Origin of the sequence: Pseudomonas sp. BN415 (assembly GCF_029871195.1) — a bacterium.
GTDB lineage: Bacteria > Pseudomonadota > Gammaproteobacteria > Pseudomonadales > Pseudomonadaceae > Metapseudomonas > Metapseudomonas resinovorans.
The window spans coordinates 60,562-76,365 of the sequence record NZ_SSOK01000010.1; the positions used below are offsets into that span (position 1 = coordinate 60,562).

Below are 15,804 nucleotides of genomic sequence, written 5' to 3' on the forward strand. Positions count from 1 at the left end.
TCAGCGGAATATGCCGAAGTAATTCTGCAGCAGCAAGGTGGCCTGGCGGGTAGCTCAACCCTAGCGTATTGCTGCCGCGCTAGCCATCCCATGGCCGCGTTGCAGACGTCGAGGCCACATCGTGCCTTCGAGTCGAAAGCCCCGTGAGCAGGTTTCCCAATTGCTCAAGCGCTGGTGTCTCGTGCGGTCGTCAACCGCGGGTTTAGCGATCTAATCCGAAGAAAGAATTCTATCCAGTGGCGAGTCGAGCTGTGCGTCAAGGGCACGAACAGCTTCAACCAGTTCTCTGGTGGCTTGAGGGCCAAAGCGAACCTGTAGTGTGCGCCGCTGATTGCCTGGATGTGGATTTGTGTAGACGATCTGCAGCTCTCGCTCGTTGACGTCGAACCGAATATCCGACGTTGCTTGTATGTTTGCGACGGTGAAAATCATTCCAATATCCACTGGTTTGGGGGCTGAGCGGGCACCATGTGATGAAGCGCGCCCAACCAATAGTCGTTGCCCTGACTACAGAGGCGCGGTTGATCAAACTCTCCAATCTCTTGGTGGCGAGCCCTGTTCGTCCAAGATGGCAGAAGGGTGTGCTGCCTCAGGATCGAAATGATCCTATCTTTGGATGGCCGTAGAAGATGGATGCCCGGCGGTTTGCTGGCCTGTCTCGGACCGCGAAAGCTAAATCCGAAATTGCTGAACCAATTGTTGGAGCTCCGTGCCCAAGCGAGTCAGCTCAGTGCTGGCTAGCGCGACACGTTGGGTGGCATCGGCGCCTTGGTTAGCAACACTGCGAACATTCTCGACGTTCAGGCTTATCTCCACCGCAACGGTACTCTGCTCTCCGGCAGCGGCGGCAATCTGTCCGTTAAGTAGCTCGATGCTGCTTACCGCCGAGGTGATACGGTTGAGTGACTGCCGTGCCTGTTCACCGTACGCCACTGCCTGGTTGCTTAGCTCGGAGCTCTCGGTCATTTGCTGTAGAGCACGCAAGGAAATACCTTGCAGCTCTGCGACAAGAGCTTCGATCTCGTGTGTCGACTCTTGAGTTCGCCGTGCTAGGGCCCTGACTTCGTCGGCCACTACCGCGAAGCCACGCCCCTGCTCGCCGGCACGAGCCGCCTCAATCGCCGCATTGAGTGCCAACAGATTGGTCTGCTCAGCCACCATTTTGATGACGTCCAACACGCCACCTATGCGCTCACTGCTTTGGTGAAGGTCCCTAATTACATCAGTGGATGACTTCACGTCGTTGGCAAGGCGGCCGATTTGCTCCGCGCTTTTACGCACTACATGCTCGCCCGCTTCGGCGTGCTTGTTTGCATCTGCGGCTGCTCCGGAAGCATTCTCTGCATAGTTGGCGACCGCCTCGGCAGAGGTCGCCATCTGGCGCGTGGCGTTAGCCGCTAGCGTTGTCTGGCGTTGCTGGTCAAGCGCTCCGTCGCTACTTTGTTGACTGGCTTCCTGTAACGCACCCGCTGCACCACGCAGTTGATCCACGCCATCCAGGATCCGACGTATGAGCTCGCGCAGGTTGGAGGTCATGCCCCCCATCGCTCGGTAAAGCTGACCGAGTTCGTCGCGCCGCTCTGTTGTGATGTTCTGGCTGAGGTCTCCAGCGGCTATGCGTTTGGCGAGGTCCAGCGTCTGATGGAGAGGTGGCAGGATCAATTGGCGGATCCCCCATCCTGCCAGCAGTGCAAGCGTGAGAATGACGCCGGCGCTGACAACCAGCAGATGCAGAATGGTGTCAGCATAGTTTTCCAGCCAGTCTCGATGGCTATTCAAGGCCTCATTGGCGCCCTGCAATACGCGGTCGGCCAGCTCTTGCATTTGCATTGCGCTGTGCTGGTTGGCTGCGCGGCTTTCACTGTATCGCTTGAAGGCCGAGTGGTAATTGGTAAGGGCTTCTTGTGCTGCCTGGAGGATGTCCTGGTGGTCCTCGCCAATCCGGCCCCGAAGCCGCGACACATCTGCCTCGGCATCGCTCATTATCTCCTTCCAAGCGGAGAGTTCTTGCTTATCGTCCCACTGAACATATCCAAATTCATAGCCCCGCATTTGCAGGAGTAGGCGCAATAGCGTCGAAGAGTTTTCTGCAAACGTTAGGGTGTTTGGATCTAGTTCGCCTTGACCGTTCACTGATTCCCGTAAAGCACTGAACATGTCTAGCTCTACGAACTCAAGTTGAATTCGAGCGTTGTCGGCTTGTTTCTGCATTTCGGCTAACGCTAAGTCTGATTGAGTCTTAGTGGCGTGGAAATGGTCAAACTGCTCTCGATAGGCACGAGCATTGAGTCGAATTTTTTTCAATTGCTCATGGTTAACTGTACTTCTGTCTTCCAGGATTTCGTTGACTCGAATGTCTAGCTTGGAGAGCTTGAGCTCTAGGAGGTCAGCGTTCTCTTGTTTGCCCGTCAGAGAGAAGTCTTTCTCGGCTCCACGAGCTTCCTGCAGAAGCAGGTTTAGTTCACCGATTGCTTGGCTCTGTCTATTGCCATCCAGTAGAAGATCGGCTGTCTTTAAGGCCATGGCAATTGCCGCGATGGAAAGCAATGAGACCAAGCCGAAGGCCAGCATCATTTTTTTGCCAACGTTTAGATCTGCGAGAAATAATATGGCGCGTTGCAGCATCTTATTATCCTTCTTGCTGCTTTAAGAGAGAGCTTTTAATGGGGCTGGAGTCGAATGCAAAGCCCGTTAAAAGGCACTAGTTAGTGGTGGGTGGAGCGCAATAAATTTATTGAGTGAAGCAACACATGATTCGATTTAATCTCCTGCAGTGATTTACCTCAATTTATTGTGCGGTCAGGTTCTGCTTGTCTAACAGGCGGATCACCTGCCGAAAGATAGTGCTTCCCGGCGTTGGCTTTCCTCTCCCGCATATCGAGGATCTCTGCAGCGTGAAGGCCACACTCTTAGTTATGTCGCCATATCTGCCGGTTCAGGCGGGGCCTACTGCTGTTTCGTCCCGGGCAGGAGAGGGAGGCTCAGTTTCATTGTGGTCGGCGTCGGCTGTGGTGGCGCCCCGTTTGTTGGGGGGGAAGCTGCTGGTTAGGTGGCGCCGTGTACGACGCTGCTCCTACTTCCCATCAGATAGATGGGGCGATCTACACCACCGGAATACGAGCGAGCGAGGCGCTCGGTCAGGTGATCGCGGGCAGGGCAGATTGAGCAATGAACTCTCCATTAAGGACAGGGTGACCGCTCTGGCGTCGGATCGCCTCGCTCCAAAGCCGGCCCATACCATCGCTGTGCGAACGGTCGTGGCTTCTGCGCGACATTGCCCATCAGGAGCTTTTAACGCCGCTGGGTATACCTAGCCCCGGGGGTATCCCGGTCTGCGTGCACGAAGGGGGGCTGAGTTGCGTGGCGCAATTTCCATTTAAGGCCTAGGGCAGACCCGGTCTGGCGCTTCAGCCTGTTCGAGGCCGGCGGCGTTGCACGCTTCGCCGCTTTGCGGTAGCTGCGACGATTTCAGTCCCCGATTGTTGCCTTCCCGATTGTGGCTCGGCCTATCCATCGATAGGTGGATGCATGAGGTGCCTTGGGTACCGTCCAGACGCGTGCTTGATTGCTCACCGGTTCGGCTCCGACGGAACCACTCAGAAGGAGAGGCCGCAGGGATAGGTGAAGCGATGCCAGCTGGTTGGTCCGTCAGAAAGCTCAATTTTTCTGGGGGGCCGGCGAAAGGCACCCAACCAAGCATCCTCAAGGCGTGAAAATAAGAAAGACCGAAAGGTCGGAGGATTACATGCAAAATCTGCTTTCAAACAAGCGTTGGCAGCTCTCGTTGGTCTTCGCTATTGCTCAGGTTTCTTGCGGTATGGCCGCTGCCGCCGTTTCTTCGCAAGAGGCTCAGCAGCTGGGCACGACGCTCACCCCGATGGGGGCTGTCAAAGCGGGCAATGCGGAGGGAACCATTCCTGCGTGGAGCGGGGATAATTCGCAATGTCCTGCAAATCTCCCGAAGGGAAGTCTGGCATGGGAGCCTTTCGCAGACGAAAAGCCAACGCTGACCATCACGTCGAAGAACATGGCTGAGTACGAGGGGCGACTGTCTCTCAGTGTTCAAACCCTGCTGAAGAACAATCCTGATTACCGCCTTGACGTTTACCCGACTCACCGGACCGCGACTGCGCCGCAGTGGGTGTATGACGACACCAAAAAGAACGCAACCAACGCTACGATTAGCGATAGCGATAAAGCGGTGCACGGTGCCTATGGCGGCGTCCCATTCCCGATCGCCAAAACCGGCGGTGAAGCGCTGTGGAACCACTACCTTTCGTGGAAAGGTGAGGCGGTGGACACCCTCGCGGACCTCATAGTCGTCGACACCAATGGTTCCAAGTCGCTGACCGCTCGGATAGACGCCAGTCGCGTCTTCCCGTACTACGTCCAGAATGGCGAGGCGCAGTTCGACGGCAAGCATTGGCAGCTTTCCCGCGCAGAGATTAAGGCTCCCGCACGTCGAGTAGGGGAGGCTACAGTCGGGACCTTGCCGATGGATTACCAGAACGTGCCCTTCGGCTCCTGGCAGTACATGCCAGGCCAGCGCCGCGTACGCAAGCTGCCGAACGTGCAATTTGACACTCCGAACTTCTTCGTCTCTGGCGTTGCCAACTTTGACGAAGCCTACGGTTTCTTCGGTTCGCCAGAGCAGTACGAGTGGAAGCTGGTTGGGTCGAAGGAGATGTACATCCCCTACAACACCAACAAGCTGCTCAAGGCCGGCCAGGATGCGGCGATTGGTGAGCGCTTCTTCAACCCTGACCATGTCCGTTGGGAGCTGCATCGCGTCTGGCAGGTAGAAGGCAAAGTGCGAAGCGGTGTGCGGAACGCCGTGGCGAGCCGTACCCTGTACCTGGATGAAGACACGTGGAACATCGTGTTGAGTGACCTGTGGGACACTCAAGGCAAGCACTGGCGCGGCGGCATCATGTACTCGAGCATTTCCTGTGATCTGCCGGGTATCGTGGCACTGCCTTTCCAGAACATCGACTTCCAGCAGAATGCGTATGTAGTCGGTGAGTGGAGTGACCATTACACCCCTCGACAGGCTCGACCACGCTCCTTCTATTCTGCGGAATCCTTGGTGCAGAGCGCGCAGCGCTGACGAAAAGAAGGGGGGCAGGCTGCTCCTGTGCCCCCTTCTGTTCGGTATTCAATGATGCGGCCTCGCCGCCCGCGCCGACCTGATAAGAAGAAGCTAGTGAGCGAAACTCTCACTAGCTGAAGAATTACTACAAGAGGCTACCTACCGCCCTGACGGAGGTTCGAGATGTACCGTGACACCTATGCAGTTGCCCCCGTCGTCGCGATTAAGCCTGAAAGTCGCACGCCGCTGTCGGCCACCAGGAGTCCAGCCTTTAACACCCAAGGACTGATCGTACGTCCTCGGTTGATGAAACAGCTTCGAGCTGCTCAGGGCCTGAGGGTGATCTCTCTACGTGCGCCCGCAGGATATGGTCGATCCATATTACTGTCGCAGTATTTCATCGAGCTACAAGCGTCGGGAGCGGCATGCTTCTGGATCGGGTGTCGCAATGATGCCGACGCCGCTGAGATGCTCATTGCGTTGCGCGATGTGTTTTGTCGCCGGGCCGACCTGACATCGTTGCATGCTGTCCCTGGCTCCTGTCTGCGTAGCGCGATGCAGCTAAGGGACATCAAGACGCCCTTGTACGTCTTTATCGACGATCTGCAGTGCGTAGAGGGCGCAGTCGTTGAGGCAATTGACGAGCTGTTGGAACGGGCGCCTGCCAACCTCCATTTCCTGCTTTCTGGGCGCGGTCAGCCATCGCTTCGGCTGGCTCGATTTCGCATGCGAGGAGAGTTGTTGGACCTGGATGTCCACGATATGGCTTTCGATGAAGACGAAATCGCCTGTCATTTTGAGAGTCAGGGGCTGGAGTCCTCCTTGTTTTCAGAGGTGCCGACTCCTGTTCAGCGTATTGAGGGATGGGTTGGTGGTCTGAACCTCCTAAGCCGTGCGATCCGATCGGGCAGTGGTCAGCTCAGCAATCTCACCAGCGTTGAGGAGAGAGCGCTTTTTCAGGAGTTCTTCTTCGAAGAGGTTTTTGAGTCCCTGGAATCCAATCTCCAGGATTTCCTGGTGTCGTGTGCCATTCTGGAGCGTTTGGAGCCCGAAGCTTGTGCCATAGTCAGCAAGCGAATAGACGGTCTGAGCCTGCTTAAGGAGTGCCAGTCCAGAGACCTGTTTGTTTTTACTGATCACCCCAAGTCACAGACTTATCGGTTGCATACCCTGTTTCGTGAATTCCTCCTCACGTACCTCGCGGAAAATGATGGGGCCAAGCTGAGCTATTTGCACCGGGAGGCAAGCGACTTCTACGTGCTCAAAGAGGAATTCTTCAAGGCGTTCAATCATGCGTTGAGCTCTGGAGACCAAGAACTGGCCGCGAGTATTATTGAAGATAACCATGTGGCTTTCTTCGAGCGAAGCGATGACATCGCTTGGCGAATGGTTGAGCAACTTCCTTCGGCACTAATTAGTCGTTATCCCCGGATTCTGATCTCGCAAGCCTGGTCCATGCTTCATCTATGGAAGTTTGAGACGGCCAAGGAGTTGCTCGCCCAGGCTAGGCGCTGTCTCAGTGATCCGGAGTACGTAGCAAAGTACTCGCCGGATTTTATTGAGGTACTGCGGAGCGAGCTTCTTCACCGAGAGGCGATGCTTTCAATGATGATTGACGATACGCCACTGTTGGAGACGCAGGCTCGTAGCCTTGTTGAGAAATACAGTGACGCGCATCCCATCATTCGCGGCAGCATCTACAACGCATTGCTGTATGCACAGAGGGAGCGCTTCAAGCTCGATGAGATTGAAAGGTTGAGTAACCTGACGCGTGAATACCTAAGTCGGGGTGAAAGCAAACTCTCCATTATTGTGCATGAGGCGGTAATTGGTCCTTCCCGATTTATGGGCGGACAAACCGAGGCAGTTATCACTGGGCTCACTAAAGCGCTCGCTGCAGCAGAGTCGATCGCTGGTGTAGGGTCACCCTATGCAACCATCCTTGCTCTGCCGCTGGCCGAAGTGCATTACGAGCGCAACGAACTGGATCAGGCGCGTCGGCTGCTGGAAATATACTTGCCGCACGTGGAGGCCGAGGGCTTCGTGGATCAAGCGATCGCAGGATGGCTCACCGCAGCGCGTCTCGCGTTCAATGATGGTGACCCAGAAACCGCATTCGATTTGCTCGACAAAGCCGAGGTGGCCGCTGCCAAGCATGGTTTTGACCGTCTGCATTATTCAGCCCTGGCTGAACGCCTGCGCTGCCTGTTACGCATGGGTGAAGTGAATGAAATGATTCGACAGGGCCGGAAACACGGTTTGATTGGACAATTCAGTCATTTGAAGCCGTCGCTGGGTGTGACCACCAAGGATGAGGTAAAAGCACTTTGCAGCGTACGTGTGGCCATTGCGCAGAACCGACTCAACGAAGCGATGGATCTGGCCAAGCATTGGCAGCGCTATTTGGCTAAAGCTGACGCTACCCGCAACTTCCTCCGTTGGGACGTGGTTCACACTCATTTGCTAGTCCTAACTGGCGATGAGCGCGGGGCTCAGCGAAACCTTAAGCGCTCTCTAGAGCTTGCGGCTCGGGGGCGTTTCATTCGCACCTTCTCGGACGAGGGAGCTTGGCTCAGTGGTCTGCTAATGGGAGCAGAGTCAGCAAGCGGAGAAGAAGGAAAGTCCGCCGAGGAGTTCATAGAGGAAGTATTAATTTCATTCCGTGATACAAAAAACTCCGTTGTAAAGAGGGCCGAGCCAGCAGTGGTTGAAAACGTGCTGGGAGCTTTGAATGGGCGTGAAATTGAGATCCTTCAACTGGTTGATGAAGGCCTCCGAAACAAAGAAATAGGTAGAGCGCTGAGTATCACGGAGGGCTGTGTAAAGTGGTACCTGCAACAGGTATTTGACAAGATTGGAACGCGTCGCCGTGCGCAGGCGGCCAGCCGAGCTCGACAGTTGGGGCTCATGCGTTGAGTGCATGCAGGGTTTTTTGGATATCAACGGGATATCGAGCGTTTACTATCTTTTGATAGGTTTTTTAGTTGGTGGAATGCCTCTATCTTAAATTTACCGGCCTTCGGGTTGGTACGTTTAAATACATCGGGAAAGCAACTGCTGCTTTTCTTTCGCGTAAGTGTGGAGGCAAAACAATGATAATAAATCGCGTCTGCAAAAGTGCCTGCGCTGATTTTCTTGAAAATGCCGTTCGTGGGAGCGAAGCGAAGCTGATCAAAGCTGCTTCGCGTGGGGCAATAATTGTTGCGGGCGTAGGGTTTAGTGCGGTGAGTCAGGGCATGGCGTTCGATCTGGGTCCTGAGATTACAGCAGACTGGACAAATACAGTTAAGTATACCGCTGGTGTCAGGACTGGGAGTGGGAACTCCAATAACCTGAACGATCCGAACTCTGATGAGATTGAGCGAAATTTTGATGAGGGCGATCTGGTGATGAACCGGGTGGACCTGCTCACAGAGCTCAACCTGAAATACCAGAATTTTACGTTGAACTTGAGCGGCGCTGGCTGGTATGACGATGTCTATAATTCCAGCAACAGTAACGACTCCCCTCAAACGTTCAACCCATTCAGTGTTGAAAATGATCAATTTACTTCTGCTACCAAGCGCTGGGCAGGACAAAGCTTTGAGTTGATGAATGCCTTTGTCGGCGCGCAATTCGAGCCAGGTGGAATGCCTTTGAGTTTCCGTTTGGGGCGGCACACGTTGCTCTGGGGCGAAAGCTTGTTCTTTACGGACAACGGCATTGCATCCGCTATGGCGCCGGTCGATGTCTACAAGGCCCTCAGCGTACCTAACATCAAGGCTCAGGAAGTGTTCCTTCCGGTAAACCAGTTGTCTGCGAGTGCGCTGCTGAGCGATGAGTGGACGGTGGAGGCCTTCTATCAGTTTGAATGGGAAAAGTCGCGCCTCCCGCCTGTAGGTACGTTCTTTGCGTCGACGGACGTCCTGGACGAAGGTGGCGAACGTATCATCGTGGGGCCAGGTGCGTTCCTTTACCGGGGCTCGGATGATGAAGCGGATGCTCCTCAATTTGGGGTATCACTTCGCTGGCGGCCGGCTCAATACAATTTTGACCTAGGGCTATACGCTATTCGCTACAACTACAAAGAACCCCGTGTGATGACGGAGTTGTCTGGTGGATTTGATCCGGCAACAGGTTCTGTTGGTACTTATCATCTGGAGTATAAAGAGAATATCGAACTGTATGGAGTTAGCGTTAACTCCAGTATTGATAATCTCAATTTGGGTGCCGAGCTCAGTTACCGCCATAATATCCCGCTGCGCGTATCGACCAGTGTCCTTCAGCCGGACTCCTTGGGGGATACAGTGAATGCCCAGGTTTCCGCCATTTATGTCGGCAATGCAGGCATGCTCTGGGACAATATAACTTTTGCTGGTGAGATTGCTGGTCATAAATTGGCGAAGGTTACTCGGAATGGCGATCAGCGCGATACCACTTTGAATAGCTTTGCCTATGGTGCACGTGGTGTGGTTACCTTGGATTACTACCAAGTTGCTCCAAGTCTTGATCTGTCCGTGCCTATCGGTATTGGTTATGTGTTCAAAGGTAGGTCCCCGACCTCGGGGGCATTCGGCAACTATGGGGAAAACCAAGGCGGGGACGTCACCGTCGGTCTGGCTACTACCTATAAGCAAACTTGGCAAGCGGCTATTAACTACACCAAATTCTTTGGTAATGATGATGATAACCGTTATGTCGGTCGTGACTTTGTAGCGCTTACGCTCAGCACAAGCTTCTAGTTTACAGCTTAGGCTGGTCTTGCCCTCGCTTTGCGAGGGCTTTTTTATATTGTGGGCAGTTGCGGTGGTTGTGTGTTTTTAGGGATTGAATAGCGTCTATCTTAAGATAGGTTATGCGCTCTTCAGGTCGGTGTAGATTTTAGCCTAGACGCTAGGATTCTTCGGGATCCGCGTGAAGGTGGCTAGTTCATTCGCTGAGTAATGGGCTCGTAAAGATAATAACAAATAGGGGTTTAATCGCCCCGTGGACAAAGCTATGCGTGCAAATAAAAAGGCCTTGCTGCTGACCTTGCTATTGTCGATTACCTGGTGCACTAGTCATGCGCATGCAGGTGAGCGTACTCGGCCCGTGGTCCTAGATCGACCGGCGGTCACTATCAAGCATCCAGATAAAGGGTTTTTGTTGGCAGCGGCACGGGCCGGCAATAGGTTGGTGGCCGTTGGAGAGAAAGGTTTGATCGTTCTTTCCGATGATCAGGGAGCTACCTGGAGACAGGCTCGTGAAGTACCAGCGAGCGTCCTGCTGACCGATGTTGCCTTCGCAAATGATACTTCCGGTTGGGCCGTTGGGCATCTGGGGGTGGTTTTGCACACAGAGGACGGTGGGGAGACCTGGAGCCGTCAGCTCGATGGAATCCAGGCGGCGCAGTTGGTACTCGCGGAAGCCGTCCACCACAGCACTGCTGGCACCGCTTCTTCCGTAGATCAGCCATTGGATGCGCTGACTAGTGCCCAGAATCTTGTTGCGGACGGACCTGACAAGCCATTTCTATCGTTAAGCATTCGCGGCGCAAGAGAGGTCTTGGTTGCTGGTGCCTATGGATTGATGTACCGCACCGTAAATGGGGGGCTTTCATGGACTTCCGAAAACAGTGCGCAAGTTAACCCGGGAAGTCTTCATTTCTACGCTCTTACACAGTCCCAGGGGCCTCTGTACGTGGCCGGTGAGCAGGGCTTGCTGCTGAGTAGTGAAGATGGGAAACGATTCCGGGCGCTTCAACAACCTTACGAGGGCACATTGTTTGGTGCTGTGGTTACCAAGAACAGTGATGTTCTAGCGTTTGGTCTCAGAGGTAACTTGGTGCGTTCAAGTGACCATGGGCAGAGCTGGAGCAGAATTGAAAGCGGTGTCTCTGCCTCATTGCAGGCCAGTGAGATATTGGATGATGGTGCGGTAGTTCTCGGTAGCGATAACGGCCAGATCATTGTAAGCCGAGATGGGGGAGAAAAGTTCTCTCCTCTTGCGCAGTCCAATCAGCCTGTCGCTGACATCCTTCAACTTTCAAGGGAGAAGTTGTTGGTTGTGGGACCTCTTGGTGTAGAAATTGTTCAGCTGGAGGCAAAGTAAAATGCAATTCCAAACCGGGGCATCCTCTAGTTCGTTTCAAGTTGGTGATAGTTCGTTCCTCGAGCGACTGTTGTTTGAGAATCGCGGAGTCATCCTTCTCCTTTGCCTGCTGATAACGGTGTTTCTAGGGTATCAGGCACGCTACCTTGGATTGAATGCTAGTTATAAATCGGTCATTCCCCATGATCATCCATATATCCAGAACTATCTTACCCACGAAAAGGATTTGAAGGGGTTGGGGAATACTCTTCGTGTGGTTGTGGAAAATAAATCTGGGAGCATTTTGGACCCCCACTACCTGGATACTCTGCGCAAAGTCAACGACGAGATTTTTGCGCTGCCAGGGGTCGAACGGCCGTATTTGCAATCACTCTGGACGCGCAGCACGCGCTGGCTTGCAGTAACCGAGCAGGGTATTGACGGTGGGCCCGTCATGCCGGACGCCTATGATGGTTCAAAGGCCAGCTTGGAAGAGTTGCGACTCAATATTATGCGGTCCGGGGAAGTCGGTCGTTTGGTCGCCAGTGACTTTCAATCCAGCGCAATTATTGTGCCCCTCCTTGAGTACGATGCCCAGGTTGGCCAGAGCCTCGACTACGGACAGCTATCCAAGCAGTTGGAGGTGATCCGGGCAAAGTACGAAAGCGATAACGTCGGCATTTACATCATCGGATTCGCTAAGGTAATGGGGGATTTGATCGATGGCTTGGTAGAGATTCTGATCTTCTTCGGTGTGGCAATCGCCATTGCCACTGTCATGGTGTACTGGTTTACCCGCTGCCTGCGCAGCACGATGCTGGTAGTGCTGTGCTCCCTTGTGGCCGTACTGTGGCTGCTCGGCATGCTGCCGCTTATGGGCTTCCACCTTGATCCATATTCGATCCTTGTGCCGTTCTTGATTTTTGCCATTGGCATGAGCCATGGCGCACAGAAGATGAACGGCGTGATGCAGGATGTCGGGCGCGGGCTATCAAAAGTGGACGCTGCGCGTAACACATTCCGACGTCTGTTCATGGCTGGATTTACTGCCCTGGTATGCGATGCCGTAGGCTTTGCTGTTCTGTTTATGGTCAATATTCAGGCAATCAGGGAGCTGGCACTAGCCGCAAGCCTTGGCGTCGCTATCCTTATCTTTACCAACTTGATCCTGTTGCCGATTCTGCTCACTTATACGGGCGTCAACCGTCATGCCGCTGAGCGTGCCCTTCGTAGCGAAGAACGCGCTTTAAATGGCAATAGCGGGCCGTGGGGACTGCTTGTCCGGTTCACTCAGCGCCGTTGGGCATTTGGTGCAATCTGCGTTGCATCATGCCTGGCTATCGGGGGGGCCATATTGGCCTCACAGCTGAAGATTGGTGATCTTGATGCTGGCGCCCCGGAGCTCAATCCGGACTCACGATACAACCGGGACAATGCGTACATCACCACAAACTACTCAACCAGTAGTGACGTGATGGCAATCATGGTGACTACTGCTGATGAACAGTGCGCTGATTACGATACGGTGGTTGCTGTGCGCGATCTGCAGGGGCGCCTGCAGCAGCTTCCTGGAGTAGAGGCTACCAATTCATTTGCCGACCTAGTGCGTCAGATGGGGGCGGCTTTCAATGAAGGTAGCTTTAAATGGGCTGAGATCGTCCCTAATCAGGTAGTGCTCAACACTGTTATGACTCAGGCCACGCGTGGGTTGTTCAATGGTGATTGCAACATGCTCACGGTCTACGCTTACCTGCGCGATCACAAAGCTGAGACTTTACAGCAAGCTGTAGAGGTGGTTGAGCGCTTCGCTGCAGAGTCAAACACTAAGGAAGTAAAGTTTTTGCTGGCGGCAGGTAACGCTGGGATTGAGGCAGCCACTAATCAGGTGGTTAAAAAAAATAACTACCTGATGCTTTTGGGGGTGTATGTCGCGGTTATAGTTCTGAGTCTAATAACGTTCAAATCGTGGCGGGCGGTATTGGTAGCGATATTGCCGCTTGCGCTGACTAGTATATTGGCTGAAGCTCTGATGGTGCTCGTAGGGGTAGGGCTTAAGGTTTCCACATTGCCAGTTACTGCGTTGGGCGTGGGGATCGGTATCGACTACGCACTATATATTCTTAGCATAATGCTGCTCTGGTTGAGGATGGGGTATAGCTTAGAAGAAGCGTATGCACGTTCACTGATGTTTGTTGGCAGGGTAGTGTTGCTGACTGGTATGACGCTAGCCGCTGGCGTGGCCACGTGGATGTTCTCGCCAATTAAGTTCCAAGCTGATATGGGTTTGTTGCTGGCGTTTATGTTCCTCGTTAATATGTTTGGTGCATTGATCCTACTTCCGAGTCTAGCGGCTTTCCTCCTGAAACCGAGCAAGGTAGCTAAGGAGAAAGTTGAGGCGGACGTTCGGCTTAAGGAAAAGTGCGAAGCTGTATGATTGGCTCCTAAAAGTGTCACCCTTTGAACCCACTCCGGTGGGTTCTTTTTTATACAGGGGGCCATGTGGGGCGTAGTTAAAGTCTCCACGGTTCAGAGCTGGGATATGAGCTAAACAGCGGTGTGACCAGGTCTAAGAGCACGCGCCTGCATTGGCCCTTCGCACCACTCCCATGAAAGTCTCCTCTGGCTCCGCATTACTATCTTGCGATAGGTACTGCGTTGGCTGTCTCTTCCTATTCTCCAGATTGCAGCATCTCTCTGTGAGCCGGAACCTCTTATTACGAGTGTTTCTCTCCAGCACCTCCATCAATTGAGTCACAACTAGCCGCCATGACCCAGCCTCGACCTCCAGCACTCGCTCAGCATTTTCCTGATACCCATATGCGGAATTTCAGCTCTCTGGAGTTGGCGCGGTTCAGTTTTGATACCCGTTGTAAACAGTTGCAGCCCCCGGCAGATATGCAGGTGGAGCGGGTTAACCTGAACGGTGTAAGTGCGATGTGGGCCATCCCAGAGGACTACGTCGGGTCCAGGACACTCGTATACGTGCATGGTGGAGGGTTTGTGTTGGGATCTGCCGAGGCCTTCGTGGGGCTGGCCGGCAATCTGGCTCTGCAGGCGGGTGCACGGGCGTTGATCCTTGACTATCGTTTGGCACCCGAACACCCATTCCCGTCTGCACGCGAAGACATTCTTGCTGCTTACCATGCGCTTCTTGGCAATGGTATTGCTGCGGAAGAAATAGTGTTCGCAGGAGATTCGTCAGGGGCGAATCTGATTCTTTCGTTGCTGGAAGATGCTAAGTGCCAATGTCTACCTTTGCCCGCAGCGGCACTTCTTATATCGCCTTGGGTCGACCTCAGTTTGCAGCACGAGAGCTTCACGACCAAAGCAGCTAGCGACATTTGCCTTACCCCAGAGTGGCTGGCGAACTGCGCCTCTCTTTACTTGGGAGAGATTTCCGCGGTAGATCCAAGAGTGTCAGTGCTGCAGAACAGCATGATCGGATTGCCCCCCATGATGATACAGGTGGGCTCAAACGAATTGCTTCTCGATGACTCGCTTAGGCTGGCAAGGCACGCAGGTGGGATGGGAGTGCGGGTGAGATTGGACGTGTGGCCGAATATGTTCCATCTCTGGCACAACCATGCGTCAGAGTTGGAGGAGGGTGATGCTGCCTTGCTCCAGGGGGCGGAGTTCCTAGCCGCGAATCTGCCTTAGCCTTCCGGTGGCATTGTACGAGCATCGGGAAAGAGTCAAAGACAGAGGATAAGGACACGGCCAGTATGAAGACCGTGCCCTTTCTCCATCGTGCGGGCTTGCAAGGCGAACTAGAAGCTCAATGTGGCAACGTCTGCACCAATTCTACCGCTTGCCGTCATGCCAGGGGCCAAGTGGAAGTCGTACGAGATAGCTGGTACTTCAGGGTGGGGAGCGTTGTTGTCCAGGGTTGGGGTCACGATCAGCGTGGTTGAACTCACTCCGAAGACTGCGTCGTCATCGATGTAGCAATCCCCAGCTATGTAGAGGGCGGTTACGAGCTCTTTGTGCTCGGGGGCGCTGATCAGGTAGTGGATATGAGCTGGTCGGTACCCATGGCGACTTTGGGCATCTAGCATGCGTCTTACCGGCCCGTCGTCAGGTAGCGGGTAGCTTTTCGGCATGACCGTGAAGGCATGGTAACAACCGTTCTCGTCAGTGCTGTAGACGCCCCGCGTATCCATTTCCTGTCCGCGCTGAATGTCATAAACCCCTTCTGAATCGGTCTGCCAGATCTGCACTGTGGCATTTGGGATCGGATTTCCATCTGTATTCAGGATTCGGCCATAGAGCTGAAGCTGGGGGCCATTGCAGCGGCGTGCCATTGATTCACCGGCCTGGTAGTTCGGTGCATTCTCCCGATAGAACGGACCGAGCAGACTGCTTTCGGTGGCTTGGTTTACCCCACTCCCATCCTGAAGCAGATTAACGATAGTGCTCAGACCGAGGGCATCCGAGAGGAGGATGAACTCTTGTCGATCGCTATTACACATTTGACCGGTCGCTGTGAGAAATGCGATTCCAGTCAACCATTCTTCAGGTGTCAGGTTTGCTTCAATGGCAAATGCATGCAAATGTCGAACTGCGCATTCCATCAACGTGCGTAGGCGTGTGGAGGGTGTTGTAGACATCTGTGCAATGACTGAGTTTGTCAGTTGAGATAATCGTTCATCACCGAGAGTGGTAGTCAT

Annotated in this window: 9 protein-coding genes; 6 read left to right on the top strand and 3 right to left on the bottom strand. The window is 53.9% G+C overall.

Annotated features, from left to right (window positions below):
* Nucleotides 1-210: 210 nt before the first annotated feature.
* Together E8F20_RS02295 and E8F20_RS02300 are read right to left on the bottom strand one after the other, a co-directional pair.
* On the bottom strand, nt 211-432 hold the full coding sequence (locus E8F20_RS02295; RefSeq protein ID WP_179060070.1) for a hypothetical protein: 222 nt from the start codon (nt 430-432) through the stop codon (nt 211-213).
* A gap of 240 nt (nt 433-672) precedes the next feature.
* On the bottom strand, nt 673-2,625 hold the full coding sequence (locus E8F20_RS02300; RefSeq protein WP_179060069.1) for a methyl-accepting chemotaxis protein: 1,953 nt from the start codon (nt 2,623-2,625) through the stop codon (nt 673-675).
* 1,120 nt (nt 2,626-3,745) lie between these two features.
* Between E8F20_RS02300 and E8F20_RS02305 the strand changes: the two genes are divergently transcribed.
* From E8F20_RS02305 to E8F20_RS02330, 6 genes are all read left to right on the top strand, one after another.
* Nucleotides 3,746-5,107 (top strand): DUF1329 domain-containing protein, encoded by a 1,362-nt coding sequence (locus tag E8F20_RS02305; protein WP_179060068.1) that lies wholly within the window; start codon nt 3,746-3,748, stop codon nt 5,105-5,107.
* A gap of 165 nt (nt 5,108-5,272) precedes the next feature.
* Nucleotides 5,273-8,005: a LuxR C-terminal-related transcriptional regulator gene (locus tag E8F20_RS02310; protein ID WP_280282248.1), complete on the top strand. Its 2,733-nt coding sequence runs from the start codon at nt 5,273-5,275 to the stop codon at nt 8,003-8,005.
* Between the two features lie 71 nt (nt 8,006-8,076).
* Nucleotides 8,077-9,810 (top strand): DUF1302 domain-containing protein, encoded by a 1,734-nt coding sequence (locus E8F20_RS02315; protein WP_280282249.1) that lies wholly within the window; start codon nt 8,077-8,079, stop codon nt 9,808-9,810.
* A 256-nt stretch (nt 9,811-10,066) separates the two neighbouring features.
* Nucleotides 10,067-11,158 (top strand): glycosyl hydrolase, encoded by a 1,092-nt coding sequence (locus tag E8F20_RS02320; RefSeq protein ID WP_179060065.1) that lies wholly within the window; start codon nt 10,067-10,069, stop codon nt 11,156-11,158.
* Nucleotide 11,159: 1 nt separating this feature from the next.
* On the top strand, nt 11,160-13,571 hold the full coding sequence (locus E8F20_RS02325; protein ID WP_280282250.1) for an MMPL family transporter: 2,412 nt from the start codon (nt 11,160-11,162) through the stop codon (nt 13,569-13,571).
* 332 nt (nt 13,572-13,903) lie between these two features.
* Nucleotides 13,904-14,794 carry an alpha/beta hydrolase gene (locus E8F20_RS02330; protein ID WP_280282251.1) on the top strand — a complete coding sequence of 297 codons (891 nt, stop codon included), beginning with the start codon at nt 13,904-13,906 and terminating at the stop codon, nt 14,792-14,794.
* Between the two features lie 110 nt (nt 14,795-14,904).
* Here the strand turns inward: E8F20_RS02330 and E8F20_RS02335 are convergent, their stop codons facing one another.
* The gene (locus E8F20_RS02335; RefSeq protein WP_179060062.1) at nt 14,905-15,804 is read right to left on the bottom strand and encodes a dioxygenase; all 900 of its coding nucleotides are present in this window, start codon (nt 15,802-15,804) and stop codon (nt 14,905-14,907) included.